The 26,496-nt window shown below is 72.0% G+C and carries 21 protein-coding genes and 2 pseudogenes; 11 read left to right on the top strand and 12 right to left on the bottom strand.

Annotated elements, in window-relative coordinates; translation table 11 throughout:
• Nucleotides 1–148: 148 nt before the first annotated feature.
• The 6 genes from OG310_RS09760 to OG310_RS09735 all read right to left on the bottom strand — a co-directional run bounded on the left by OG310_RS09760 (nt 149) and on the right by OG310_RS09735 (nt 9,083).
• The gene (locus OG310_RS09760) at nt 149–3,106 is read right to left on the bottom strand and encodes a glycoside hydrolase family 2 TIM barrel-domain containing protein (RefSeq protein ID WP_329455484.1); all 2,958 of its coding nucleotides are present in this window, start codon (nt 3,104–3,106) and stop codon (nt 149–151) included.
• Between the two features lie 38 nt (nt 3,107–3,144).
• Nucleotides 3,145–3,969, bottom strand: coding sequence for a carbohydrate ABC transporter permease (locus OG310_RS09755; RefSeq protein WP_329455483.1), 825 nt, complete (start codon nt 3,967–3,969; stop codon nt 3,145–3,147).
• Nucleotides 3,966–4,994 (bottom strand): carbohydrate ABC transporter permease, encoded by a 1,029-nt coding sequence (locus tag OG310_RS09750; RefSeq protein WP_329455482.1) that lies wholly within the window; start codon nt 4,992–4,994, stop codon nt 3,966–3,968. The genes OG310_RS09755 and OG310_RS09750 overlap by 4 nt, the downstream gene beginning before the upstream one ends.
• Nucleotides 4,991–6,286 (bottom strand): ABC transporter substrate-binding protein, encoded by a 1,296-nt coding sequence (locus tag OG310_RS09745; protein WP_329455481.1) that lies wholly within the window; start codon nt 6,284–6,286, stop codon nt 4,991–4,993. The genes OG310_RS09750 and OG310_RS09745 overlap by 4 nt, the downstream gene beginning before the upstream one ends.
• Nucleotides 6,287–6,748: 462 nt before the next feature.
• Complete coding sequence (locus tag OG310_RS09740; protein ID WP_329455480.1) at nt 6,749–7,783, bottom strand: LacI family DNA-binding transcriptional regulator; 1,035 nt, start codon at nt 7,781–7,783, stop codon at nt 6,749–6,751.
• Between the two features lie 103 nt (nt 7,784–7,886).
• Nucleotides 7,887–9,083 carry a PucR family transcriptional regulator gene (locus OG310_RS09735; RefSeq protein ID WP_329455479.1) on the bottom strand — a complete coding sequence of 399 codons (1,197 nt, stop codon included), beginning with the start codon at nt 9,081–9,083 and terminating at the stop codon, nt 7,887–7,889.
• Nucleotides 9,084–9,232: 149 nt separating this feature from the next.
• Here OG310_RS09735 and OG310_RS09730 point away from each other — a divergent pair, with 149 nt between their 5' ends.
• Together OG310_RS09730 and pruA are read left to right on the top strand one after the other, a co-directional pair.
• On the top strand, nt 9,233–10,159 hold the full coding sequence (locus tag OG310_RS09730) for a proline dehydrogenase family protein (RefSeq protein ID WP_329455478.1): 927 nt from the start codon (nt 9,233–9,235) through the stop codon (nt 10,157–10,159).
• A 67-nt stretch (nt 10,160–10,226) separates the two neighbouring features.
• Nucleotides 10,227–11,858 carry an L-glutamate gamma-semialdehyde dehydrogenase gene (gene pruA, locus OG310_RS09725; RefSeq protein ID WP_329455477.1) on the top strand — a complete coding sequence of 544 codons (1,632 nt, stop codon included), beginning with the start codon at nt 10,227–10,229 and terminating at the stop codon, nt 11,856–11,858.
• 198 nt (nt 11,859–12,056) lie between these two features.
• Here the strand turns inward: pruA and OG310_RS09720 are convergent, their stop codons facing one another.
• Complete coding sequence (locus tag OG310_RS09720) at nt 12,057–12,926, bottom strand: DUF1206 domain-containing protein (RefSeq protein ID WP_329455476.1); 870 nt, start codon at nt 12,924–12,926, stop codon at nt 12,057–12,059.
• Between the two features lie 327 nt (nt 12,927–13,253).
• Between OG310_RS09720 and OG310_RS09715 the strand changes: the two genes are divergently transcribed.
• The 3 genes from OG310_RS09715 to OG310_RS09705 all read left to right on the top strand — a co-directional run bounded on the left by OG310_RS09715 (nt 13,254) and on the right by OG310_RS09705 (nt 15,822).
• On the top strand, nt 13,254–13,388 hold the full coding sequence (locus OG310_RS09715; protein WP_329455475.1) for a hypothetical protein: 135 nt from the start codon (nt 13,254–13,256) through the stop codon (nt 13,386–13,388).
• Between the two features lie 75 nt (nt 13,389–13,463).
• On the top strand, nt 13,464–14,504 hold the full coding sequence (locus OG310_RS09710; protein ID WP_329455474.1) for a 3-isopropylmalate dehydrogenase: 1,041 nt from the start codon (nt 13,464–13,466) through the stop codon (nt 14,502–14,504).
• A gap of 238 nt (nt 14,505–14,742) precedes the next feature.
• Nucleotides 14,743–15,822, top strand: coding sequence for a branched-chain amino acid aminotransferase (locus tag OG310_RS09705; RefSeq protein WP_329455473.1), 1,080 nt, complete (start codon nt 14,743–14,745; stop codon nt 15,820–15,822).
• 179 nt (nt 15,823–16,001) lie between these two features.
• Here the strand turns inward: OG310_RS09705 and OG310_RS09700 are convergent, their stop codons facing one another.
• The gene (locus tag OG310_RS09700; RefSeq protein ID WP_329460534.1) at nt 16,002–16,277 is read right to left on the bottom strand and encodes a cytosine permease; all 276 of its coding nucleotides are present in this window, start codon (nt 16,275–16,277) and stop codon (nt 16,002–16,004) included.
• Between OG310_RS09700 and OG310_RS09695 the strand changes: the two are divergent.
• The 3 genes and pseudogenes from OG310_RS09695 to cimA form a co-directional block, all read left to right on the top strand.
• Nucleotides 16,269–16,654, top strand: a pseudogene (locus OG310_RS09695) (agmatine deiminase family protein); the annotation flags it as partial. The gene OG310_RS09700 and the pseudogene OG310_RS09695 overlap by 9 nt on opposite strands.
• Before the next feature lie 37 nt (nt 16,655–16,691).
• On the top strand, nt 16,692–17,303 hold the full coding sequence (locus OG310_RS09690) for a TetR/AcrR family transcriptional regulator (protein ID WP_329455472.1): 612 nt from the start codon (nt 16,692–16,694) through the stop codon (nt 17,301–17,303).
• Between the two features lie 219 nt (nt 17,304–17,522).
• Nucleotides 17,523–19,133 (top strand): citramalate synthase, encoded by a 1,611-nt coding sequence (gene cimA / locus OG310_RS09685; protein WP_329455471.1) that lies wholly within the window; start codon nt 17,523–17,525, stop codon nt 19,131–19,133.
• A 74-nt stretch (nt 19,134–19,207) separates the two neighbouring features.
• On the opposite strand, the gene OG310_RS09680 is transcribed toward cimA, so the two are convergent.
• Nucleotides 19,208–21,073: a ricin-type beta-trefoil lectin domain protein gene (locus OG310_RS09680; RefSeq protein WP_329455470.1), complete on the bottom strand. Its 1,866-nt coding sequence runs from the start codon at nt 21,071–21,073 to the stop codon at nt 19,208–19,210.
• A 301-nt stretch (nt 21,074–21,374) separates the two neighbouring features.
• Here OG310_RS09680 and OG310_RS09675 point away from each other — a divergent pair, with 301 nt between their 5' ends.
• Both OG310_RS09675 and OG310_RS09670 read left to right on the top strand, forming a co-directional pair.
• Nucleotides 21,375–22,349: a LacI family DNA-binding transcriptional regulator gene (locus OG310_RS09675; RefSeq protein ID WP_329455469.1), complete on the top strand. Its 975-nt coding sequence runs from the start codon at nt 21,375–21,377 to the stop codon at nt 22,347–22,349.
• 410 nt (nt 22,350–22,759) lie between these two features.
• A complete protein-coding gene (locus OG310_RS09670) occupies nt 22,760–24,142 on the top strand; it encodes a hypothetical protein (RefSeq protein WP_329455468.1) in 1,383 nt (460 codons plus the stop codon).
• A 352-nt stretch (nt 24,143–24,494) separates the two neighbouring features.
• Here the strand turns inward: OG310_RS09670 and OG310_RS09665 are convergent, their stop codons facing one another.
• Nucleotides 24,495–24,704 carry a hypothetical protein gene (locus tag OG310_RS09665; protein ID WP_329455467.1) on the bottom strand — a complete coding sequence of 70 codons (210 nt, stop codon included), beginning with the start codon at nt 24,702–24,704 and terminating at the stop codon, nt 24,495–24,497.
• 23 nt (nt 24,705–24,727) lie between these two features.
• Nucleotides 24,728–24,817, bottom strand: a pseudogene (locus OG310_RS38530) (DUF6233 domain-containing protein); the annotation flags it as partial.
• 285 nt (nt 24,818–25,102) lie between these two features.
• Here OG310_RS38530 and OG310_RS09660 point away from each other — a divergent pair.
• Nucleotides 25,103–25,426, top strand: a complete 324-nt coding sequence (locus OG310_RS09660; RefSeq protein ID WP_329455466.1) for a hypothetical protein — start codon at nt 25,103–25,105, stop codon at nt 25,424–25,426.
• A gap of 208 nt (nt 25,427–25,634) precedes the next feature.
• Here OG310_RS09660 and OG310_RS09655 read toward each other — a convergent pair whose 3' ends face one another.
• Nucleotides 25,635–26,264: a YceI family protein gene (locus tag OG310_RS09655; protein WP_329455465.1), complete on the bottom strand. Its 630-nt coding sequence runs from the start codon at nt 26,262–26,264 to the stop codon at nt 25,635–25,637.
• Nucleotides 26,265–26,496 lie beyond the last annotated feature (232 nt).

The raw sequence follows: 26,496 nt of genomic DNA, 5'->3' as shown, positions 1-26,496 counted from the left end.
GAGGGGGTTGCCGCAGGGTGCGGACAACGAGGCATGCATGCGCGGGAAGGTAGCGGGCCCGCCCGCCCATGGCACGTCATTTTCGGCCCCCGTTCGCCCGAACGGGCCGCCCGGCCGGGAGCAGGACCCGCGCGGGCGGGCCCGCCGGTCAGCGTGCCGGCCCGCCGAGCGTGCTGAACGTCAGCGCGAACGTCGCCCGGCGCGCGTACAGCCGGTAGCGGGGGAGCACGCCCGGGCCGCAGGCCGCCGAGCCGAGGCCGTGCTGCGCCAGATCCAGGTTGAGATGGATCAGGTCGCCGGGCACCAGGTCCGTGGTGTGCGCCGCCGCGTCCAGTTGCTCCGTCGTCCAGCGCCGGGCCGTGAAGTCGAAGACCGGCTCGCCCTCCACGAGCAGGCCCGTTCCGTCGGGGGCGCTCAGGGTCAGCCGGCGCGCGTCCACCCGGTTGCCGTTCTCCTGCGGGTGGACGTACGGGGTCGCCAGGGCGTCGACGTCCACGCGGTGGCGGCCGATACGGGCCGCCTGCCTGCTGTCGGCGTACGCCTCGCCGGGGCCGCCGCCGAACCACTGCGCCGTCCCGAAGGCGCCCGGCACCGCCATGCGCAGGCCGAGCCGGGGCAGGGTGCAGGGCCAGGTGCCGTCGGGTTCGACCTCAAGGCGCAGCCGCAGCCGGCCGTCGTGCACGCTCCAGTGGTAGTCCGCGAGCATGCCGAAGCCCCGCGCGGGCGGTGCCACCCGGGTGCGTACGACGAGCGTGGCCGACTCGCCGTGGCCGGTCCGCTCGACCGACGCGACCCGGTGGTGCGCGCGGTGCAGTCCGGCCGCGCGCCAGCGGGCCGCCTCCGGGTCGTCGGAGCCGAGGTCGTTGTCGGTCGGCGCGCGCCACAGGTCGAGCCGGGGGCCCTCGATCGGATGGCCGCCCAGTTCCGTCAGCCGGCCGGTCGCGGCGTCGAAGCGGGCAGGACCGAGTACCGGTCGCCGGTCGGCGGGCAGCGCCGGGGCAGTCCCCCGGGCTTCGGGGGAGGCCGGGGCGACCGGGACGGCAGTGCGGGCCGGTGCCGGTGGGGTGATCCTGACCTGGCCCCACGCCACCTCGTGGCCCGCCCGCGCCCAGAGCGTGTCCGCCGCGAGCACCGCCCGTACGGTCAGCCAGCTCTCCCCGGACGGGGCCGGCAGATCCGGGAACGGCACGCGCGTGCTCGCGCCCGGCGCGGTGGGCGGCACGTCCAGCGGGCCCGCCGCCACCGGGAGGCCCTCCTCCTGGAGCGTCCAGGAGAAGAGAAGGCCGTCGAGGCCGACCGTGTCGTGGAGGTTCGTCACCGTCAGCGTCCCCTCGGCCGCCGTGCCGGTGATCCGTACCGGCTCGAAGACCTTCGCGAACTCGGTGAGCGCGGGCGACGGCGTCCGGTCGGGCAGGACCGCGCCGTCGATCACGAAGGTGCCGTCGTGGATGTCCTCGCCGAAGTCGCCGCCGTAGGCGAAGTACGGCCGCCCCGCCGCGTCCCGGCGGGCGATGCCGTGGTCGATCCACTCCCACAGGAATCCGCCCTGGCAGCGCGGATGGCGCTCGAACAGCTCCCGGTACTCCAGCAGGCCGCCCGCGCCGTTGCCCATCGCGTGCACGAACTCGCACAGGATGAAGGGCAGTTCACGGTGGCGCGGGTTGTCGAGCTCGGCTGCGGAACCCCGGCCGATCGTGTCGACCTCCTCGTGCGACGCGTACATCCTGCTGTACACGTCCGTGTAGGCGCACGCGTAGTCACCCTCGTAGTGCACCGGCCGCGACGGGTCCCGCTCATGGGTCCACCGCGCCATGCGGGCCAGGTTGGCGCCGGTGTGCGACTCGTTGCCCAGCGACCACATCACGACCGACGGGTGGTTCTTGTCCCGTTCGACCGTGCGCCGCATCCGGTCCAGGTACGCCTCGGCCCACCGCTCGTCGTCGCTCGGGTTGCCCGCCCAGTCCAGCCGCTCGAAGCCGTGGGTCTCCAGGTCGCACTCGTCCAGGACCCACAGGCCGTAGCGGTCGCACAGGTCGAGGAACTCCGGGTCCGGCGGATAGTGGCTGGTGCGCACCGCGTTGACGTGGTGGCGCTTCATCAGCTCGATGTCGGCGACGGCGCTCTCGCGCGGCACCGCGCGGCCGTGCTCCGGGTGGAACTCGTGCCGGTTGACGCCCCGGAAGACGATCCGCCGTCCGTTGACCTTCAGCACGCCGTCCTCGATCGCCACCGTGCGAAAGCCGATCCGCAGCGGTACGCGCTCCGTGTCCGTGTACGCCTCGCCCGCGTAGAGCCGGGGGCTCTCCGCGCTCCACGGCTCCACGCCGGGGACCACGACGCTCTCCCCGGCGGGCAGGCCCGTGATGGACAGCTCCGGCACGTCGACGCGCACACCGGGGCCCTCGGCCGTCACGGTCAGCTCGCCGTGCCCGGTGATGTGGTCGAAACCCGCGTGGACGAAGAGGTCGCGGACGCCTCCCGCCGGCCGGGCGATCAGGGTGACCGGCCGGAACAGGCCGGACAGCCACCACATGTCCTGGTCCTCCAGGTAGGAGCCGGAGGACCACTGGTGCACCCGTACGGACAGCACGTTGCCGTGCGGCCGCAGCAGCGCGCCCGCCTCGAACTCCGTGGGCAGCCTGCTGCCCCGGGTCACGCCCAGTTCGGTGCCGTTCAGCCGCACGAGAGCGCACGAGTCGACGCCGTCGAACCGCAGCACGGCGGGGCCGCCGGGCCACTCCTCGGGCAGGTCGAACACCAGCCGGTAGTCCCCCGTCGGATTGTCGGACGGCACCCGGGGAGGGTCGACGGGGAAGGGGTAGTCGATGTTCGTGTACGCCGGGGCGCCGTGGCCGTGCAGCTGCCAGTGCGCGGGAACGGGCAGGTCGCACCAGCCCGCGCCGTCGGAGTCGTCGAAGTCGTCGAGTTCCACGCCCTCGGGCGCCGTCGCGGGCGACGGGGAGAGCCGGAAACGCCACGTCCCGGTGAGGCTCAGCGACGGCGCGTCGGAGGTGAACGCGGCGCGCGGCGGCAGGGCTCCGCGCCCCGGGGCCGGGTCCTCGATGTACGGGAACGACGGGAGGGACGACGACTCGCAGGAGGACATGGATTCCTTTCAGTCCTGACCGGTGGTACGGGGCCGGTTCAGCCCTTGACCGCGCCCGCCGCGATGTTGCCGATGAAATGGCGGGCGCCGAAGAGGAAGACGATGATCAGCGGCACGATCGCGACCAGCGTGCCCGCCATGACGACGCTGTAGTCCGTCACGTAGGCGCCGTTGAGCTGCGCCAACGCCACCTGGAGCGTCACGTGGTTCGAGTCGATCATCACCACGAGCGGCCAGAGGAAGTCGTTCCAGACGTTGACGAAGGTGAAGATGCCGAGGAAGGCGAGCGCGGGGCGGAGCACCGGCAGGCCGACCGTCAGATACGTACGGAAGAAACCGCACCCGTCGACCCGGGCCGCCTCGATCAGCTCGTCGGGCACGGCGCCCCGCGCGTACTGACGCATCCAGAAGATGCCGAACGCGTTGGCCGCGGCGGGGATGATCAGCGCCTTCAGATCACCGACCCAGCCCAGGTGCGCCATGATGATGAACTGCGGGATCGCGGCGAGCTGCGTGGGTACCACGAACGTCGCCAGCAGCACGCCGAAGAGGGCCTTGCTGCCGGGGAAGTCGTACTTGGCGAAGGTGAAGGCCGCCAGCGAGTCGAAGAACAGCACGAGCACGGTCGAGACGACCGCGACGATCAGCGTGTTCATCAGCGAGCCGAAGAAATCGATCTTCGAGAAGACCTGGCCGATGTTGTGGAACAGCTGGTCGCCGAAGAACAGCTTCGGCGGGCTCGCGTAGATGTCGGCCGTCGTGTTCGACGCCATCACGGTCAGCCAGTAGTACGGGAAGACGGTGATCAGCGCGCCCACGATCAGCGCCCCGCAGGTGAGGATCCGTCCGCGTGCGCCGCTCATCGGCCCGCTCCCGTCATGGTGGTGGCCTCGCCCGGCACCTGTTCCGTGACCGCCGGCGCCGAGAGGACCTGGCCGCGCTCGGGACGCATCACGAGACGCCAGTTGAGGATGGAGAAGAGGACGACGACGATGAAGAGGCCCCAGGCGATGGCGGCTCCGTAGCCGAAGTCGTTGCCCGCGAAGGCCGTGTTGTAGAAGTAGAGGACCATGGTCAGCCCCGCGCCGTCCGTGCCGCCGCGGTTGCCGAGCAGCACCTGCGACTCGGTGAAGATCTGCATGCCGCCGATCGCCGACATCACCACGGAGAACAGCAGGACGGGCCGCAGCAGCGGGACCGTCACCCGGAAGAAGGTCTGCGCCGCGCTCGCGCCGTCGACGCGTGCCGCCTCGAACACGTCCTTCGGCAGTGCCTGGAGACCGGCCAGGAAGATGATCGCGTTGTAGCCGGTCCACCGCCAGATGATCATCAGGGCGATGGCGGCGCGGATCGCCCACGGGTCGGCCAGCCACTGCACGTGCCCGATCCCGAACAGGCCGAGGAACCAGTTCAGTACGCCGAACTCGCCGCTGAAGATGGACCCGAAGACCAGCGACATCGCCACGATCGACGTCACGTTCGGCAGGAAGTACGCGACCCGCAGCACACCCCGCAGGCGGACCGACGAGTTGAGGCCCACGGCGATCAGCAGCGCGAGCAGGATCATCGGGACCGTCGACATCGCCCAGATGATGAGCGTGTTGCCGATCGACTCCCAGAACGTGCTGTCCGTGACGAGGAACCGGAAGTTCTCCAGGCCGACGAACTTCATCGGGCCGACGCCGTCCCACCGCTGGAAGGACAGGAACAGCGAATACAGCACCGGATAGAGGCCGAAGACCGCGAACAGCACGAAGAACGGCGCGATCGCGAGGTACATCGGCAGGTACCGCCACCGCCGGCGCGGCGGGCCCGGCGGACTCAGTGGCGCCGCGGGCGCCGGAGCGGGGGCGGGGGACGGGACGCCGGCTTCGGGTATCGCGGTCATGACAGAACCCCCTGCCTGCGCAGCAGGCGCTCGATCGTGGTGCGCGCGTCGTGCCACGCCTGGTCCGGGTCCTTGCCGCCGAGTTCGACGTTGGTCAGTTCGTCCGTGTAGGTGTCGCTGATCGTGATGTCCCAGGGGCTGAAGTAGGCATACTTCACCTCACGGGCGATCTCCCCGAAGACGTCCATGGTCACCTGGCCGCCGAAGAACGGGTCGGGCTTCAGCAGCCGCGGGTCGGTGAACGCGGCGGGGGCGGAGGGGAAGAGGCCCACGTCGAGATAGTTCTGCGGCTGGTTCGCGGGCGACTGGAGCCAGCGGATCACCTCGAACGCGGCCTCGGGGCGCGGGCAGTACTTCGTCACCGCGAGGTACGAGCCGCCCTGGTTGCCCGCCCCGCCGGGCGGCCTGCACACCCGCCACTTGCCCTTCGTGCCCGGTGCCGCCTGCTTCATCTCGCCGGTGCGCCAGGACGCGCCGACCAGGCTCAGCTCCTTGCCGCTGTTCCAGGCCGCGTGCTCGTCGACCGACTGGCCGTTGCTGTTGCCCGAACCCGCGTACCCCGCCGTCAGCCGCCTCCGGTACGCCTCCAGCGCCCGGTCCCAGGCCCTGCGCACTCCTGACTGGTCGTCCAGGTAGTGGTTGTCCCGGTCGAAGTACTTCGTCGACTCCTGCGCGAGGGAGTACGTGAAGACCGTCTTGGTGTCGGTGATCAGGAAACCGCCGGGCAGCGCGCGCTGGAGCCTGACGCCGAAGTCGAAGTACTTCTCCCAGGTGGAGACGGCGGCGGCGACATCGTCCGGCTCGCTGGCGAGGCCCGCCTTCGCGAACAGGTCGTGGCGGTAGTAGAGCGCGGCGGGGCCCACGTCGATGGGCACGCCCATCTGGAAGCGCCCGTCGGGCGTGGCCCCCGACTGCCACTTCCACGGCAGGTAGTCCTTCGCCAGCTCGCGGGCGCCCAGCGTGTTGAGGTCGACGAAGCTGTCGCGGTCGGACGTGTAGTACGTCGAGATGTTGTCGCCCATCATCGTGATGTCGGGCAGGTACGCCCGGCCCGCGAGGGCGGCGAGCAGCCGCTGCTTCAGGTCGCCGCTCACCTGCGAGGTGACGAGCCGGTCGGCCGCGAAGCGTTTGACGGCGCGTCCGAGGTTGGTCTCGGACAGTCCGTTGGAGGTGTACCAGAGCGTCAGGCGGCCGGGGTTGGCCGTGACGGGGCTTGCGCACGCGGTGGCGAACGGGGCGAGGGTGCCGAGCGCCGCCGCGCCGGTCAGAAGCTTTCGTCGAGTCAGCGTCATCGGGAACCTTCCGGAAGCCTCATGAGCGCTCACGTGAACGTTCACGGGAATGCCCGGAAGTGTGCGTGGGGGCTCCGGCGGGTGTCAAGACATGCGACGGAACCGCCCCGGTGGGGCAGTTGGGGTTGCCGGGGCGGCTCGGCCCTCGCTACGACGAGGGCGGCGCGGCGCCAGGGTCAGGGGTGGGCGCGGCGCCGGGTGCGAGGGGGCCGCCGGGGATGACGGGGCGCCGGGATGACGGGACCGCCGGGGACGACGGAACCGCGCCGGTGGGGCAGTTGGGGTTGCCGGGGCGGCTCGGCCCTCGCTACGACGAGGGTGACGCGGCGCCAGGGCGGCCAGGGGTGGGCGCGGCGCCGGGTACGACGGGACCGCCGGGGGTGACGGGCCCGACGGAGCGCCGGGATGACGGGACCGCCGGGGACGACGGGACCGCCGGGCCGTGCCGCGGACGGCCGGGCGTCAGGCGGAGCCGCGTACCAGGAGCGATCCGCGCACCACCAGGCTCGCGCCGGCCGCCGACTCGCCGGGGCCCGCGAGCAGCCGCGCCGCCTCCGCCACCGCCAGCGCGCCGAGCTGCCCGATGTCCAGCGACACCGTCGTGAGCGCGGGTTCGACCAGGTCGCCGAGGGGCAGCCCGTCGAAGCCGATCACCGCGAGCTCCTGCGGCACCCGCCTGCCGAGCCGACGGGCCGCCCGCAGCGCGCCGACCGCGATGACGTCGTTGAAGGTCAGGACCGCGGTGATGTCCGGGTGCGCGGCGAGCAGCCGGGGCAGCGCCGCCTCCCCGCCCGCCACCGACTGGTGCGCGCCGGTCACCGCGTCGGCGTCCACGCCGTGCGCCGCCGCCGCGGCCGCGAACCACGCGCAGCGGTCCGAGGGTTCGGGCCGTCCCTGGTGGTCGAGCATGCCGATGCGGCGGTGGCCGCGCGCGGCCAGGTGCGCGACCGCCTCGCCGATGCCGTCCGCGCCGTCGATGCGGATCGAGCCGAACCGGGGCGCGTGGTGCTCGCGGCCCACGAGGACCACCGGCACCCCGCGCGTGCCCCGGTCGATCTCGTCCTCCGGGCTGCTGAAGTACCCGATCACCGCGTCGACCTGGGAGCCGATCACCCGCAGCGTGGCGCGTTCCTTCTCCGGGCTGTCGGACGTGTCGTGCACGACCACGTGCCAGCCGCGCTCGCCCGCCGCCGCCAGCGCCGCCGCCGCGACCTCGGTGAAGAACGGGTTCAGCAGGTCGGGGATGACGAGCCCGATGGTGACGGTGTCCTGGCGCACCAGTCCGCGCGCGAACCGGCTGGGCTGGTAACCGAGTTCCCGCGCCGCGTCCAGGACCCGCTGCTTCGTCGAGTCCTGGATCTCGCCCTTGTCGTTGAGCGCCCGGGACACGGTCTGCCGCGACACCCCCGCCGACCGGGCGACGTCGTGGATCGTCACCCTCCGACGCCGCGCCCCTGACGACACCACCGCACCCTCCCCGCCCCTGTGTGAAGACATGCCGAGTATGACGCGTGCGGAAGACCCCTACGGTCCGTCGCCACAGCCGCCAGCCGCGGTCCGCCCGGCGGACCTCCGGCAGCGGACTGCGTCCGGCCGTCCGCTACAGCCGCGCCGACTTGAGCGCCATGTGCAGCAGCAGCCGGTCCTCGCCCCGGGTCAGGTCGAGGCCCGTGAGGTGTTCGATGCGGGAGAGGCGGTAGTAGAGCGTCTGCCGGTGGATGCCGAGGGCTGCCGCCGTGCGGCCCGCCTGGCCCGCGTGGTCGAGGAACGACTCCGCCGTGCGCGCCAGGTCCGTGTGGGCCGGGCCGAGCAGCGGGGCCACCGCCGGATCGGGGCCCGCCGGCAGGCGGGTGAGCAGGCGGTACGGTCCGATCGCGGTCCACTCGGCGACCGGGCCGAGCTCCGGCCGGGCCACGGCGGCGCGGGCGGCGCCGACGGCCTCGTGCCAGGCCTCCGGGAGCTCGGTGAGACCTCGCCGGGGGGCCGCGGCGCCCGCCGTGGTCTCCGCGCCGCCCGGCGCGTCCGCCGCCGCGCGCAGCCGGCCGACCGCCGTGAGCACCCCCGGCAGGCCGTCCGCCGACCGCAGCCGTACGAGCAGCGCCAGCGCGGGCGTCCTGCGGACGGGCTCCGCCTCGGGCGCCGGCACGCCCGCCGGCCTGGCGTAGCGGGCGGGGAAGGACAGCGTGCACAGCGCGGCGGTGCCCGGTACGGCCCGCACCGGCGGCTCCTCGCCCGGCCAGGGCGCGACGGCGAGGACGACGTGCAGGCCGTCCGCGCTCGGGCCGAGCGCCGTGCGCAGCGCGGCGAGCGCCATGTCGCGTTCCCAGCCGTGCTCGGCGGTGAGGACCGCGCGCAGTTCCCGCGCCAGGTCGGCGTCCGCCTTCACGTCCTCCGCGAGGAGGTCGCCGATCCGGGCCGTCACCTCCATGGCCGCCGCCAGCCGGGCGGGCGCGGGGCCGCTCTCGGAGTCGTCCAGCAGCCACACGTAGCCGAGTGCCATCCCCCGATGGCGTACCGGCAGGCAGATCCGTCCGCGGAAGACGCCCGCGTCGGGCGAGGCAGGGATGCGGACGGGACCCGTCGCGCGGGTGATGCCGAACCCCTCGAACCAGGCCCGCACCCACGGCGAGGACTTGCGGGTGAGGATCGAGCGGGTCCTGACCGGGTCCATCACCAGGTCGTCGTCGCTGTCGTGGGCTCCGAAGGCGATCAGCCCGAAGTCCCGGTTCTCCAGTGTCGCGGGCACTCCGACGAGCGCGGAGATCTCGTCGACCAGCTCCTGGTAGTCGCCCTTCATCCGCCTATTCTCGCACCGCTTCAGACAGATGTCTGAGATCCGGGCCACGGATGCGTGACAGGTGTCGATGGCAGAGGATCGGACCGCTCCATAGCGTGCGAAGTGGCCGGGGAGTCCCGCGGCCCGCTCGATCTCTCATGGAGGTGCCCGTGCTGGGTCCCGTGATTCTCGCCGCGTCGCGGAGCGACGCCCTGCGCCGCACCATTTCGGCCGCGCCCCTGACCAAGCCGGTCGTCAAACGCTTCATCGCGGGCGAGTCGATCGAGGCGACCACCCCGGCCATCGAGGAGATGGCGGGCCAGGGCCTCGAAGTGACCCTGGACGTGCTCGGCGAGGACGTCACCGACCCGGCCGAGGCGACCCGCTCGCGCGACGCCTACCTGCGCCTGATCGAGGTCCTCGGCCCGCTCCAGCTCGGCGAGCGCGCCGAGATGTCCGTGAAGCTGTCCTGCATGGGACAGGCCCTCGACGGCGGTCACGACATCGCGCTGAAGAACGTCACGGCCATCGTCGAGGCCGCGAACGCCATCGGCACGACGGTCACCCTCGACGCCGAGGACCACACGACCATCGACTCGACGCTCGCGATCCACTCCGCGCTGCGCGAGCGCTTCCCCCGCACGGGCGCCGTGGTTCAGTCGTACCTCTTCCGCACCGAGGACGACTGCCGCACCCTCGCCGCCGCCGGCAGCCGGGTCCGCCTGGTGAAGGGCGCCTACAAGGAGCCCGCCTCCGTCGCCCACCAGGACAAGGCCGAGGTCGACAAGGCGTACGTGCGCTGCCTGCGCATCCTCATGGAGGGTGACGGGTACCCGATGGTCGGCTCGCACGACCCGCGCATCATCGCCATCGCGCAGGAACTCGCGCAGCGGGCGGGCCGCAAGCTCACCGACTACGAGTTCCAGATGCTGTTCGGGATCCGCTCCGCCGAGCAGCACCGGCTGGCCGCCGAGGGACACCGCATGCGGGTGTACGTGGCGTACGGCACCGACTGGTACGGCTACTTCATGCGGCGTCTCGCGGAGCGCCCCGCCAACCTCGCCTTCTTCCTGCGCTCGCTGGCGGGTCGCGGCTGACCGGCCCGGCCCCCGCCCGCTCCGGACGACACCATCCCGACACCACCCGATTGGAGTGACGGCTGACATGGACGCCGTGACCAAGGTCCCCGCCCCGGTGAACGAGCCGGTACTCGGTTACGCGCCCGGCTCGCCCGAGCGCGCCCGGCTGGAGAAGAAGCTCAAGGAGCTCGCCGAGCACCCGCGCGACCTGCCGATGACCATCGGCGGCGTCAAGCGCATGGGCGGCGGCGAGCGCGTCGACGTCGTGCAGCCGCACCGCCACAAGGCCGTGCTCGGCACGTTCGCGGGCGCCACCCGCGAGGACGCCCAGGACGCCGTCGACGCGGCCCTCGCCGCCGCGCCCGCGTGGCGTGCCATGTCCTTCGACGACCGCGCCGCGATCATCCTGCGCGCCGCCGAACTGCTGTCGGGTCCCTGGCGCGAGACGATCGCCGCCGCGACCATGCTCGGCCAGGGCAAGACCGCCCAGCAGGCCGAGATCGACGCGCCCTGCGAGCTGATCGACTTCTGGCGCTTCAACGTCAGCTACGCCCGTGACCTGCTCGCCGAGCAGCCGCCCGCGAACTCGCCCGGCGTGTGGAACCGTCTCGACCACCGTCCGCTTGAGGGCTTCGTCTACGCGATCACGCCGTTCAACTTCTCGGCGATCGCGGCCAACCTGCCGACCGCGCCCGCGCTGATGGGCAACGTGGTCCTGTGGAAGCCGTCCCCGACGCAGACGTTCGCCGCCGTGCTCCTGATGGAGCTGCTGGAGGAGGCCGGCCTGCCGAAGGGCGTCATCAACCTGGTGACGGGCGACGGCATCGCCGTCTCCGACATCGCGCTGACCCACCGCGACCTCGCCGGTATCCACTTCACCGGCTCGACCAACACCTTCCGGCACCTGTGGAAGACGGTCGGCACCAACATCGAGAAGTACCGGACGTACCCGCGCATCGTCGGTGAGACCGGCGGCAAGGACTTCGTCGTCGCGCACCCGAGCGCCGACCGCGCCGTCCTGAAGACCGCGCTGACCCGCGGTGCCTTCGAGTACCAGGGCCAGAAGTGCTCGGCCACCTCGCGTGCGTACATCCCCGCGTCGATCTGGAACGACGGCTTCAAGGAGGACTTCGCGGCCGAGATCGACGGCATCCCGATGGGTGACGTCACCGACTTCTCGAACTTCATCGGCGCCGTGATCGACGACCGCGCGTTCGCGAAGAACAAGGCCGCCATCGACCGCGCCGCGGCCGACCCGTCCTGCACCATCGTCGCGGGCGGCACGTACGACGACTCGGTCGGCTACTTCGTGCGCCCGACGGTCATCGCGTGCACCGACCCGGCCAACGAGGTCTTCACCGCCGAGTACTTCGGCCCGATCCTCGCCGTGCACGTCTACGACGACGCCGACTACGACGCCATGCTCGACCAGATGGAGTGCGTCGCGGACTACGCCCTCACCGGCGCGTTCATCTCCAAGGACCGTGCGGCGACGGCGGCGGCGATGGAGAAGCTGCGGTACGCCGCGGGCAACTTCTACATCAACGACAAGTCCACCGGTGCGGTCGTCGGCCAGCAGCCGTTCGGCGGCGCGCGCGCCTCCGGCACCAACGACAAGGCCGGCGCCCCGCAGAACCTGATGCGCTGGACGCAGACCCGCGCCATCAAGGAGGCGCTGGTCGCGCCGACCGAGTACGGCTACCCGCACATGGGTTGAGCGCCGACCCGCCGACCCGTGTGACCGCCTTCGCCCCGCGCCCTCCCCTCCGGCGCGGGGCGAAGGCGGTTCGGTGCGGGTCCCGGCCCGTACGGGGACCCGGTGCGGCGCAGCCGTGAGGGCACAGCGGGACGCGGGCGGACCCGTCAGGCGGGTGACGCGTGGGGGCCGGTCACGGGCGGGAGGCGTGCGGCCCCGTCACGACACCTTGTGCCAGCGCGCCATGCCGAAGCAGTACAGGCCGAACAGGGCCAGCCCCAGTGCCACCGCGCCCAGCAGCCAGGTCCCGGCCGGCGCCCCCGCGAAGGAGCGCAGCGTGTCGTCGAACCCCTTGGCGCGGTCCGGGTCGTAGGTGAGCGCGGCATCGAGCGCGAAGGCGCCGGCCGCCGCCACGATCAGGCCGCGGGCCGCCCCGCCGGCCACGCCGGTCACATCGATGTACGTCCGGGCCGCCCGCGACATCCGCGCGAGCCTGAGCTGGTTGTGGAAGCGGCGCAGCACCGCGAGCACGCCCATCCAGACGCCCGCCACCACCACGGCGGCGCCCGCGACGGCCACGATCCACCGCCCGCCGGGCAGTGCCATCACGCGGGCCGTCACGTCGCGGGACTGCTGGTCGCTCGCGCCGCTGCCGCTGCCCCGGTCACCGAGGGCGAACGCGAGGACGGAGTACGCGGCGGACCCGTAGAAGACGCAGCGGACCGCCGAGAGCGCCCGGATGCGTGCCGTACGGCCGTCGGGCACCGCCGCGCCGACGACGGCCTCGGACAGCCGCCACGCCGCCATGCCGGCGAGCCCGGCGCCCACCGCCCACAGGAGCGCCTTCCCGAGCGGGTTGCCCGCGAGTTCCGCGAGCGCGCCACCGCGGTCGGCCTGCTGCCCCCCGTGTCCGCCGTCGTAGGCGATGCGCAGCGCGAGCAGACCGATCAGCAGGTAGATCACGCCGCAGGCGCTGAATCCCCAGCGGGCGGCCACCTCCATGGCGGAACTGTCCGCCGCACGCTGTGCCTTGGCCCGGCCGACGCTGTGCCGCCGTCCGCCGCCGAGCCGTGCTGTCCTCACGTTCATGGCCACCCCTCCCACGCCCCCGGCTGCCCCCGGGCAGCGGCCCGAAACGGCGCGCGCCCGCGGCCGTGCGCGCGCCGGGTTCACCCGCCGGAGTGCTGTCCGTCTCAGATAGTAGGAAGTCCGAGTAATGATGCAGACAGCGCGGGTGGCCTCCCTTAGCGTGGTGAGTGCCGAACGTGCCGCTCCATCGAGCGAACGGCGGACGCGGACGCCCCGAGGCAGGCCACCCCTGCGGGCGTGTCCCCCGCCCCTGATCCGGCATCTCCCCGTGTGCCGTGCCGCGCCCCGTCGCAGTACGGCTCCAGCTGGCAGAAGGAGTCGATTCCCATGGCAGAGACGACCGTCCGTCGCATCCGTGTCCGACACACTCCCCGCACCGGCGAGTCCGACCGCAAGAACGCGGCGGACGCCCTTCAGCGCGCCCTCGACCGCCGTGACAACGGCGGCTCCACCGGTCACTGACCCCGGACGACCTCGGCTTCGTCCGCGATGTGGACTGCCGATGTCATCCTCTGGGACGAGGGATAGGCTGCGGCCATGTCTCGCAGCATCGATCTCGCAGTGATCCCCGGTGATGGCATCGGCAAGGAAGTCGTGGCCCAGGGCCTCAAGGTCCTCAAGGCCGTCCTCCCGCAGGATGTGAAGCTGGAGACCAAGGAGTACGACCTCGGCGCCGGCCGCTGGCACCGCACCGGGGAGACCCTCCCCGACGCGGAGCTCGACGCGCTCAAGGGCCACGACGCCATCCTCCTCGGCGCGATCGGCGACCCGTCCGTGCCGTCCGGCGTCCTGGAGCGCGGGCTGCTGCTCACGCTGCGTTTCGCGTTCGACCACTATGTGAACCTGCGCCCGTCGCGCCTCTTCCCGAACACCGCCACACCGCTCGCCGGCAGCCCCGACATCGACTTCGTCGTCGTGCGCGAGGGCACCGAGGGTCCCTATACGGGCAACGGCGGCTCGCTGCGCACCGGCACCCCCGCCGAGGTGGCAACCGAGGTCAGCCTCAACACCGCCTACGGTGTCGAGCGCGTCGTGCGCGACGCGTACGAGCGGGCCAAGGCGCGCCCCCGCAAGAAGCTGACGCTGGTCCACAAGAACAACGTCCTCGTCTACGCCGGCCACCTGTGGAAGAACATCTTCGACCGGGTGGGCCAGGAGTACCCCGAGGTCACCACGGACTACCTGCACGTCGACGCCGCGACGATCTTCTTCGTCACGCAGCCCGAGCGCTTCGACGTCATCGTCACCGACAACCTCTTCGGTGACATCCTGACCGACCTCGCCGCCGCCATCAGCGGCGGTATCGGCCTCGCCGCGTCCGCGAACATCAACCCGGACCGCACCTTCCCGTCCATGTTCGAGCCGGTCCACGGCTCCGCGCCGGACATCGCGGGACAGGGCAAGGCCGACCCCACGGCGACCGTCCTCTCGGTCGCGCTGCTGCTGCGCCACCTCGGGCTCGACGCCGAGGCCGCCAGGATCGAGGAGGCCGTCACGGCCGATCTGGCGGAGCGGAGCGGCGCCCCCCGCACGACCGACGAGATCGGCGACGCCCTCGCGGTACGAGTAGCGGGCTGACCCGACGGACCTCTCACGAAAGCCGCCGGGTGCACAGAGCCCGGCGGCTTTCGCATGCCGCCACCGGGCGCACCATCCACCAGTGGCCGTACTCACCCTCCCCATGCTCTCGACCAGTGCCCCGCAGGCGGGATAATCGTGCTGCGACCGCTGTTCACGGGAGATGCTCGGACGTCCTAGTAGGCAGCCAGGGGTGTGACGCGGTCCGACACAGACAACCGGTGAAGGACGATTACTCATGACCACGCCCACGATCGAGCTCAAGCCCTCGTCGAACCTGGTTCCCGCCGCCGACCGCGAGCGCATCCTGGCCAACCCCGGCTTCGGCCGCTACTTCACCGACCACATGGTGACGATCAGCTGGACCGAGGGCCGCGGCTGGCACGACGCCCAGCTCGTGCCGTACGCGCCGCTCTCCCTCGACCCCGCCAACATGACGCTGCACTACGCGCAGACGATCTTCGAGGGGCTCAAGGCGTACCGCGCCGCCGACGGTTCCGTCGCCACGTTCCGTCCCGAGGCCAACGCCCGCCGCTTCCAGCGTTCCGCCCGCCGCATGGCGATGCCGGAGCTGCCGGAGGAGCTGTTCATCGAGGCGTGCGACGCCCTCGTCAGGCAGGACGTCGCCTGGGTCCCCGGGAGCGGTGAGGAGAGCCTCTACCTGCGGCCCTTCATGTTCGCGACCGAGGTCGGCGTGGGCGTGCACCCCGCCAACGAGTTCCTCTTCATCGTCATCGCCTCACCGGCCGGCGCGTACTTCAGCGGTGGCGTGAAGCCCGTCTCGGTGTGGATCTCGGACGACTACGTCCGCGCGGCCCCCGGCGGGACCGGCGAGGCCAAGGCGGGCGGCAACTACGCGTCCTCGCTGCTCGCGCAGGCCGAGGCCACCGCGCACGGCTGCGACCAGGTCGTGTGGCTGGACGGCGTCGAACGCAAGTGGATCGAGGAGATGGGGACGAACAACCTCTTCTTCGTCTACGGGGACAGGGTCGTCACCCCCGCGTTCTCCGGCTCCCTGCTCGCCGGTATCGTCCGCGACTCCCTCCTGACGATCGCCGCCGACCTCGGCCACGAGGTCGCGGAGGAACGTATTTCCGTCGAGGACTGGCGCGAGGCCTCCGCCGACGGCTCGCTGACCGAGGTCTTCGGCTGCGGCACGGCCGCCGTGATCACCCCGGTCGGCCAGGTCCACTCCAAGGCCGGCAACTGGACGGTCCCGGCGCCTGGCGAGGTCACCATGCGGCTGCGCAAGGCCCTTCTCGACATCCAGACGGGTGCCGCCGAGGACGTCCACGGCTGGCTGCACCCGGTGGTGTGAGCACCGGACGGGAGCCGGGGCGCGGACGGGCGCGCCCCGGCTCCCGTCCGCTCGGGTCCCGGGTGTTCAGGCCGGGTCCCCGGCGGGGGCGGCGGGCACCGGGGCCGTACGGGTCGGCGCGGGGCGGATTCCGCCGGCGACGAGCCCCGAGAGGATGAGCGAGCAGTCGCTGCCGCCCGTCAGGGCAGCAGCGGTCCCTGGTACGGCGTCGGCACTGCGCAGACGCCGACCGCGGCGCCCACCGCCCAGGACACCGCGGCGCGCGGGTCCCCACCGTCGCGGTACCAGCGGACGCCGCCCCGGCCGCGGCGGTTGAAGACATGGAGGGCGTCGGGGTCGTACCTGCCGCCCGTCCCGCGGTGCGCGATCAGGGTGATCACCGGCCAGGACATGCCGACCGCGGTGAGCCGCAGGACGAAGGTCGCCATCGCGTTCTGCGCGTCCACCGGGGACATGTCGATATCGTCGCCGCCTTCGCCGCGCCCGGAACCAGTCAGACCCCGCCCATCCCGGCCACGGGCCGTGCGCCGGGAACGCGGCGCTGGTGCGGGCCGCCACCGACGCGCGCGGCGGCCGCTCACCATGGTCGAGGTGTCCGCGCCTACCGTGCTGTGCCGGGGCGGCGAGTGGGTCGGCCACTCGTACATCAACCACTACCTGGGCAACGGGGGCAGTGGTGCTGTGCGCCTTCGACGATCCCCGCGACGCGAGGACGGCGGCGCTCTTCCGCCGCCTCTTTCCCTAGCGGGAGGTCGTCCGGGTGGACGCGCGCACCCTCTTCGCCGAGGGCGGCGGAGTCCACCGCGTGACCCAGCAGCAACCGGCGGCCTGAGCCCGGGGCGCCCCCGCGCATCGGGTACAACGTACGCATGACCGCCTCCCCGCGCCGCCGCAACGCCGCCCCGCCGCGCGAGGACGTGCTCGCCGCCGCCCTGGACACCATCGCCGAGCACGGCCTCGACGCCCTCACGATGGCAGGCCTCGGCCGCGAGGTCGGCATGAGCAGCGGACACCTCCTCTACTACTTCCGCACGAAGGACGAGCTGCTGCTGCGCACCCTGGAGTGGGGCGAGGGACGGCTCGGGGCGGAGCGCAGCGCCCTGCTCTCCCGGCGCGAGAGCGCTGTCCACCGGCTGGACGGCTATGTCGCCCTCTACCTGCCGGACGGCCATCGCGACCCGCACTGGACGCTCTGGCTGGAGGTCTGGAACGGCTCGCAGAACGCACCGGAGGACACCCGCGACCGGCAGGCCGCCATCGAGGGCGCCTGGCACCGCGACCTGGTGGCGCTGCTGGCCGAGGGCGTCTCGCGCGGTGAGTTCCGGCCCGTCGACCCGGACCGGTACGCGACCCGGCTGCGGGCCGTGCTGGACGGCCTGAGCATCCATGTGGTGGTCGGGCTGCCCGGCACCGGACGCGACGAGGCCCTCGCCCACGTGCGGGAATTCCTCGTCCAGACCCTCCGGGCGCCCGCATCGTGAGACACGCCGTTCAGGAGCGGGAAGCCGTGCGAAACTCTGTACGTGCTCTCGTTCGCCATGATTATCGGCAGCAGGCGCGCCGGTCCACAGTGACCGTCCCGTACCCCTGACGTACGCGGCGGCACTCGTGCCACGACCCGCGCGCAGACCTCTCGCATCCGCGAGGGGTCTTTTCGTTTTCCCGGCGGCCTCCGCGCCTTCCTGACAGGAGCAACTCGCATGACCACGCACTCCACCGCACCCGACGACCGTTTTCACGTCTTCGACACGACGTTGCGCGACGGTGCGCAGCGTGAGGGCATCAACCTCACGGTGGCGGACAAGCTGGCCATCGCCCGCTACCTGGACGAGTTCGGGGTGGGGTTCATCGAGGGCGGATGGCCGGGCGCGAACCCGCGGGACACGGAGTTCTTCGCCAGGGCCCGGGAGGAGATCGACTTCCGGCACGCGCAGCTGGTGGCGTTCGGTTCCACGCGGAAGGCCGGCGGGCAGGCGTCGAGCGATCCGCAGGTCAAAGGCCTGCTGGACTCGGGCGCGCCGGTGGTCACCCTGGTCGCGAAGTCCCACGACCGGCATGTGGAGCTGGCACTGCGCACGACCCTGGAGGAGAACCTGGAGATGGTCCGCGACACCGTCTCCTACCTGCGGGAGCAGGGGCGGCGCGTGTTCGTGGACTGCGAGCACTTCTTCGACGGGTACCGGGCCAATCCGCAGTACGCCCTGTCGGTGGTGCGGGCCGCGACGGACGCCGGCGCGGACGTGGTCGTGCTGTGCGACACCAACGGCGGGATGTTGCCGGCCCAGGTGCACGCGGTGGTCTCGGACGTGCTCGCCGCCACCGGGGCACGCCTCGGCATCCACGCGCAGGACGACTCGGGCTGCGCGGTCGCGAACACGTTCGCCGCGGTGGACGCCGGCGCGACCCACGTGCAGTGCACGGCCAACGGGTACGGGGAGCGGGTCGGCAACTGCAACCTCTTCCCGGTGGCGGCCGCGCTGGAGCTCAAGTACGACCGGCGTGTCCTGCCGGCGGGCGCGCTGGCGGAGATGACCCGGATCTCCCACGCGATCGCGGAGGTCGTCAACCTCGCGCCGTCCACCCACCAGCCCTACGTCGGCGTCTCCGCCTTCGCCCACAAGGGCGGCCTGCACGCATCGGCGATCAAGGTCGACCCGGACCTGTACCAGCACATCGACCCCGAGGTCGTCGGCAACACCATGCGCATGCTGGTCTCCGACATGGCGGGCCGCGCGTCCGTCGAACTCAAGGGCAGGGAGCTCGGCTTCGACCTGAGCGGCGACCGTGACCTGGTCGGCCGTGTCGTCGCCCGGGTCAAGGAGCGTGAACTCAACGGCTACACCTACGAGGCCGCCGACGCGTCCTTCGAGCTGATGCTGCGCGAGGAGGTCGGCGGGCACCCGCTGAGCTACTTCCGCACCGAGTCCTGGCGGGCCATCGTCGAGGACCGCCCCGACGGCAGCCACGCCAACGAGGCCACCGTGAAGCTGTGGGCCAAGGGGGAGCGGATCGTCGCGACCGCCGAGGGCAACGGCCCCGTCAACGCGCTGGACCTGGCGATGCGGGTGGGCCTTGAGCGCATCTACCCGCAGCTCGCCTCCTTCCAGCTGGTGGACTACAAGGTCCGCATCCTGGAGGGGAGGCACGGCACCGAGTCCACCACCCGCGTCCTGATCACCACCTCCGACGGGGGCACGGAGTTCTCGACGGTCGGCGTCGGGGAGAACGTCATCGCCGCGTCGTGGCACGCCCTCACCGACGCGTACACCTACGGACTGCTGCGTGCCGGGGTCGAACCGGCGGAGCGGTAAGGCGTCCGCGCGACCCGGCCCCGGCCCCCGCGGCCGGGTCGCGCCTCAGTCGCGGCAGTTCCCGGCCGGCGGTGTCACTGCAGCGTCCACTTCTGGTTGGCCGTACCGGTGCAGGTCCACAGCTGGACCGGGGTGCTGTTGGCCGAGGACTGGCCGGTGACGTCGAGGCATTTGTTCGACGCGGTGTTGACCAGGTCACCCGCCGCCTCGACCCGCCACTGCTGGGCCCCCGTGCCGTTGCAGTCGTAGAGCTGCACCTTGGCCCCGTTCGCCGTCGACGCGGCGTTGACGTCGAGGCACTTGCCGAGCGCCTTGACGCTCCCGTCGGAGCCCACCGACCACTGCTGGGCGGCGGTGCCGTTGCAGTCGTACAGGTCCACGGCGGTGCCGTTGGCGCTGCTTGCCCCCGCCACGTCCAGGCACTTGCCGGCGAGGCCCCGGAGGGTGCCCGTCTGCGAGGAGGGACCGCCCGCCTGGGCGCCCGACCAGGTGAAGGTGGCGGAGGTGTTCGCCGGGACGGAGTAACTGAAGTTCTCGCCACCCCAGTTGACCCGCATCTGCTGCGCCGAGCCGGAACCGTTGTACGCGACGAGCGCCTTGGACCCGTCCGGGTTGACGAACGCCACGTTCGGCAGGGTGGTGGAGGAGGTCGAGTCGATCCGGGTCGCGCCCGGCTTCACGAACTTGGTGACCTGGCCCATCGTGTAGTACTCGACGGTGTAGTCGACCTTCCCGCTGCCGTCGTCGTGGACGGTGACCAGACCGGTGCAGGTGCCGCAGCCGCCGTTGTGCGGGCCCATGCCCTGGTCCACGGCGAGTGACCACTTCACCCAGCTCTGGCCCCAGTTGCGGAAGTAGTCGACGAGGTTGTTCATGTCCTCGTTCTGCTGGTTGGCGATCCACGTGCCGCCCGAGTGCTCGGTGTCGAACACCGGCGTGTCCGGGTACTGGTTGTGGATCGTCGACTGCACGTCGATGTGGCCCGTGTAGCCGTGGTACGCGATGCCGCCGAAGTTCGGGTGGTTGCGGATCGCGGCGTCGTCCACGCTGGGCGCGGCGAACGACTGGTAGGAGTCGGGGTTCCAGTCCAGCGCCAGGACCTTGGTCTTCAGCCCGGCGTTCTGGAGCGCGGGCAGCAGGTTGTTCTTGGCGAAGAACGCGAGCCCGGCGCCGTTCCAGTTCATGCCCGGGTAGTCGGCACCGACCGTCGGCTCGTTCTGCTCCGAGACGTAGTCGACGGGTATCCCGGCGGCCTGGTAGCCCTGGATGTACTTCACGAAGTACTGGGCGTACACGGCGTAGTACTGGGACTGGAGCCAGCCCTGGTTGTAGCTGTTGTTGTCCTTCATCCACGGCGGCGCGGTCCACGGCGAGGCCATCACCGTCAGTGCCGGGTTGAGCTGCTTCGCCTGCTTCGTCAGCGGGATCACGTCGCTCTGGTCGTGCGCCAGCGAGAACCGGGCGAGGCTCGGATCCGCCGCCCCGTCGTCGTACGTGTAGCTGTTGCGGGCCAGGTCCGAGGCGCCCATCGGGTTGCGCAGGAAGCTGACGCCGATGCCGGCGGTCGGCGAGAACAGCTTGTTCATCACATCGGTGCGGGTCGCCTGCGACAGCGCCCCGCTGCTGTTCATCAGGTACGCGGCGGTGTCCGTGAAGGACGCGCCCGCGCCGGTGAACTTCTGGTACCTGGTGTTCTCGTCGACAGTGATGTTGGTGCCGCTGCCTCCCGTCCCGGACTGGAAGGCGACGGGGGTCTGCTGCTGGAGGCCTCGGGTCACATGACGCCCGCCGGCGTCGTCGGTGCTGGTGAGCGTGATGTTCACCTGCTCGTTCGCGGCCTGGGCCGGAGCGGCGGCGAGACCGGTGAGGCCGGCGGTGGCCAGCGCCCCGGCGAGCGCGACACTCGCCAGCCGGCGGCCGGTGCCAGTGGATCTCTGCATGGTGGGGCTGCCCTTCTCGACACTGAGGTGGGGGAGCGATTCAGGGTGCGGCGAGAGTGAACTGCGCCTCCGGAGATCCGTCAAGAGGTTCCGCTTTCAGGAACTGAAGGCGGACGGCGGCCTCTTCGGGGCTGACCTGCGGGACCCGTGCTCTGTAACAAAGGTGCGGACCAATGTCCGCGTGAAGTGTTGACGGCCCGTCCGGTGGGCGGTTGACTCACGCACAGGCGCCGGTACCGGTTCCGGAACCGGTCGCGGTACCGGCAGCACGCGTCGATGGCGCGCGAAGCGGGAGGTCAGCATGCGTGTGACGATCGCGGACGTCGCACGCCAGGCCGGGGTGAGCAAGACGACCGTTTCGCGCGTCATCAATACCAGAAGTGAAGTCGACGCGGCGACGGCCGCCCGGGTCCGCGCGGTCATCGGCCGGCTCGGTTACGTCCCGAGTTCGGGCGCCGTCGGCCTCGCCCGCGGCACCAGTCGCACGGTCGGCATGCTGGTCCCCTCGCTCACCTGGTCCTGGATCGCCGAGGTGCTCCAAGGCGTCGTGGACACCGTCGAGGCGGCCGGGTACGGCCTGCTCCTCTACACCTGCAACCGGGGCACCGAGTCGGTCGAGCGGTTCGCGGCCCAGGTGTCGGCCCGCGCCTTCGACGGACTCCTCGTCGTCGAGCCGGAGAACACCCTCGACACGATCGCCGCCATGCACCGGGGCGGTCTGCCGGTCGTGCTGATCGACGACCGGGGCCGGCACCCGGCGTTCCCCTCCGTCGTGACGACCAATCACGAGGGCGCCGCGTCCGCCGCGCGCCACCTGAGGGCGGGCGGGCGCACCCGGCCCCTCGTCGTCGCGGGACCCGAGCACTTCCCGTGCGTGCGGGACCGGTTGCGCGGCTTCGCCGAGGTCCTGCCCGAGCACCTCGTGGCGCCGGGCGACTTCACCGAGCGGGCGGGGCGCCGGGCGGTGGAGCACCACATCGCGGCGGGCACGTCCTTCGACTCCGTGTTCGCCCACAACGACCTCAGCGCCGCGGGCGCGCTGCGGGCCCTGCGCGCCGCGGGCCGTAGCGTGCCCGACGACATCGCGGTGATCGGCTTCGACGACCTGCCGATGGCCCGGCACACCGAGCCCCCGCTCACCACCGTCCGCCAGCCGGCCCGGCTGCTGGGGGAGACCGCCGCCCGGATGCTCCTCGAACACCTCGGCGGCACCCGTGCGCCGGGCGACCCCGTGGTCCTGCCGACGGACCTCGTGGTGCGCCGCTCGGCGCCCTGACGCCTCGTCATCGGGGAGGGGCCCGACGCGGCGGGCTCCGGTGCCGGGGGCCCGGAGCTGCCGCACGGGCCGTACCGCACGGGCGTGCCTCGTGCCGCCCCATCGCCCCGAGCGGACGCCCGCACGGGCCGTACCGCACGGGCGTGCCTCGTGCCGCCCCATCGCCCCGAGCGGACGCCCGCACGGGGCCGCACCGCACGGGCGTGCCTCGGGGGCCTCATCGGCCGAGGGGACGCGCCGCACCCCCACGCCACCGCCCGGGCGCCCCGTGGCCGTACGCAGGCCGCGCTGACGCGGGGGCGGCATGCCGCGGCGCACCTGGCGGGCCGCTCCCGCGGAGGCCCGGCGGGGCCCCGCGCGTGATCATCCACTCGGGCAACAGATAGGTACAAAAGGCGTAAAGTGACCGTATGGGGCACAGGCGCTCAACCACCATCGCCGGGGCACTGCTGGCCGGTTCCGCCGCGGCGTTCGTCGTCGCGCCCGCAACCGAAGGGGCCACCGGCACCGGGACCCATCCCGAGGCGGCCACCGGTCCCGACACCGTGGCCTCCGCCCTCAAGGGCGGACCCGTCTACGTCGACCCGCGGGCGACGAACCAGCTCTCGGGCGCCCAGGCCAACGCGATCGCGGAGAAGATCAAAAAGGCCGACAAGCCGCTGTTCGTCGCGGTCCTGCCGAGCAGCGCGGACTTCCCGCCGAACAGCGTGCTGCGCAGCGTACGGACCGACACCGGCATCACCGGCCTGTACGCGATCCGGCTGGGAGCCGGCTTCAACGCGGGCGCGGACGCCTCCGTCCTGTCCCGGCAGGCCGTCGCCAACCTGACGGCGTCCGTGAAGGCGGGCGGTCCGCTGTCCACGAACACCCAGCTCAACTCCTTCGTCGACCAGGCGCTCCCGCAGTTGCACGGCCACGCCCCAGCCTCCTGGCACGGCAACTCCGCCGGCGGCCCCGGTTCGGGAACCGCGCTCCTGGTCTTCGGCGCCGCGGCCGTCGTGGGTACGGCGGGCGTCTACACGGTGGCCCGGCGCAACCGCAACCGGCGCGCGAGCCAGGAGCGGGAGGCGCTGGAACGGCTGCGGGTCGTCGTGGACGAGGACATCACGGCCTTCGGCGAGGAACTCGACAGGCTGGACTTCCATCCCGGCGAAGCGGGGGCGGACGAGGCCATGCGCAAGGACTACGCGGACGGGCTCGACGCGTACGAGAGCGCGAAGGCTCGGATGGCGGCGGCGAAGCACCCCGAGGACGTGCGCCCGGTCACCTCCGCGCTGGAGGACGGCCGGTTCGCGCTCGCGTCACTCGCGGCACGCAGGCGGGGCGAGGCCCTGCCCCAGCGGCGCCCGCCCTGTTTCTTCGATCCGCGGCACGGTCCTTCCGTACGGGACGAGGAGTGGACCCCGCAGGGCGGGGTGCCCCGTGCGGTGCCGGTCTGCGCGGCCGACGCGGCGCGGATCGACAACGGCGAGGAGCCGGACGCGCGCAACGTCGACACGGTCTACGGGCGGCGGCCCTACTGGGAGGCGGGGCCGGTGTACGGGCCCTGGGCGGGCGGCTACTTCGGCGGGGGCCTGCTGCCCGGCCTGCTGTTCGGCACGCTCCTCGGCTCGGCGCTGACCGGCCCGGCGTACGCGGCGGACCCGGCGGCCGGCGGCGACGTGGGCGGTGACACCTCCGGCGCCGACTACGATCCCGGCGACTTCGGCGGTGGCGGCTTCGGGGACGGCGGCGGCTTCGGCGGGGGAGACGGGGGCTTCGGCGGTGGCGGGGGAGACGGCGGCGGCTTCTGAGCCGGAGCGGCGTTTCGCCCCGTGACCGCGTACCGCCTCTTTATTACCGGCGTCGGTCCCGGTCCCGGGAGCTGGCGCGGGAGCGGGACGTCCGCTCGCCTTCCCACGATCGGTTCGCCGCAGAGCGCTGTACCAGGTGGCAGCAGCAGAGCGGGCGGGGTCCGCGATGCCAGGGAAGCCCGGCACCAGGTCGGTGCCGCGGCGCGAGCGGATGACGACGCCCGCCTCGGTGCGGTGGAGGAGGGCCCGGTAGCCGTCCCATTTCGGCTCAGCCGCGAAGCGCGCGGGCCGGGCGGGGTGTCGACGGGGGTGGTGAGCGCGGGCTCGGGCGGGGGCCAGGGCCGGGGCCAGGTCACGGGCCTGTGTATTCGTGGGCCTGCCCGCCCCGCCATTCGACCCATGTCGGGTTGTCGAGCACCTCCTCGGCGTCCGGTAGCCCGGCGCCCATCAGGAACACGACGAGGTCGTGGTCCGAGTGCGCCAGCCCGAGGCTCTCGCCGCGCACAGTGACCCGCCGGCCACCGGCGGTGGTGGAGGGCGGATGCACGACGATCGGAGCCATGCCACCAGGATCTACCTGGCCGCTCACTCCAGCATCCCCAGCTCCCGCTCCGGCCGGCACGCCGGACACGACCGTGCCACATCGTGGCTCAGCGCCTCCACGGCCTGCTCGCGCGAGGATGGCCTTCATGCCCGGCTTGATGTCCCAGCAGTCCCCGGTGCGCGGCCACGCCGGGAAGCCGGGCGTCAGCCGCTGACTGCTGATGATCCAGTCGCCGACGGGCGGGCGTTTCGCGTCGGCCTCCCGCTCGCGCCGCTGCTGTCCCGCCTGCGCGGAGGCGGCCAAGGCTCGGCCTGGCCCAGCCAGGTGTGCAGTTGTCGCTGCAGTCTGAAGGTGAGGCACGTCGGGCGGCAGATCGAACTTAGGTTCGATTCTAGTTCGACGCCGACGTGGGGCGGTTGCCGACCGCGCAGTTGACCTCGGGCAATCCGCTGTTCATCGTGTGCCACGGCCCCGCATCAATGCTGGCCGCCAGGATCCACGGCGAGTCGCCGTTCAAGGGCTTCGACATCACATGCTTCCTCAACGAGGAGGAGGGTGCGGGACTGCGCTCCAGGGCCCCATGGCTGCTCGAGACCGACATTCAGGAAAGGGTAGGGGTCAACTTCAGCCGCGGCCCGGCCTGGAAGCCATACATGGTCGAGGACCGCAACCTGGTGACCGGACAGAACCCTGCCTCGGCGGCGCTGCTCTGCAACCGGATGCTTGAGATCCTGAAGTAGCGGGCCGCCGGACCCGCCTCGCACCATCTTGATCAGCGGGTGAGTTCGAGGGCGACGCAGCAGAACTGACCTTCCTGCCGGGCTGGAACAGGACATTGGGCCGTTCGAGAACGGCGGACGGGTGCCCGCCCCAGGGGATCCCCGGGGTGCGCACCCGTCCGGCGGCACCGCCCTCGTGCCGCTCGCGCTCCTGCGTCATCGCCCGGGATCAGGCGGCGGGGGCCTGCTTGATGGCGGAGATGTCGAAGACGAGCTTGATCTTGTCGCCGACCAGCACGCCACCGGTCTCCAGGGCGGCGTTGTAGGTCAGGCCCCAGTCGGAGCGGAGCAGCTCGGCCGTGCCCTCGAACCCGATGCGCTGGTTGCCGAACGGGTCGGTGGCGGAGCCGTTGAACTCCAGGTCGATGCTGAGGGGCTTGGTGACGCCCTTGATCGTGAGGTCACCGGTGATGCGGTAGGAGTCGCCGCCGCGCTCCTCGGCGTGGGTGGAGCGGAAGGTCATCTTCGGGAACGTCTCGACGTCGAAGAAGTCGCCGGCGCGCAGGTGGCCGTCGCGGTCCGGGGCGCCGGTGTCGACGGAGGCCATGGCGACCTCGATGAGGGCGGTGGAGTTCGCCGGGTTGACGCCGTCGATGACCAGGCTGCCCTCGTGCTCGCCGAAGTGCCCGCGGATGTTGGTGACCATGGCGTGGCGGACGGTGAAGCCGATCTCGGTGTGCGCGGCGTCGAGGACGTATTCACCGCTGAGCGCCGCGAGGGCGGGGTCGACCGCGCCCTGGGCCGGGACGGCGGCGGTGGCGGCGGTGTCTGTGCTGTTCTTGCGGCCGAAGAGGGCCATGACGGGCTCCTTGGATAAGGGGGGACGAGCTCACGGTCGCCGATCTCGTTCGAAGTTCAACGACCCGATAGCGCCACTGTAGGGCGTGCTAGTTCAAATTTCAACCACATAGGCCGAACGGGTGAAAGCGCACCGTGACTATCGAGACTCCACAACGGGAGGGGGCACCCCGCTGTCCGGTCGCTACCTGCGGGTCTCTGTTCTGTCCGGCTCCACCAGGAAACGGCGGGCG

Source organism: Streptomyces sp. NBC_01497 (genome assembly GCF_036250695.1).
Lineage (GTDB): Bacteria > Actinomycetota > Actinomycetes > Streptomycetales > Streptomycetaceae > Streptomyces.
Note: the sequence above shows the minus strand (reverse complement) of the source record. Positions and strands in the feature narration are given on the sequence as shown.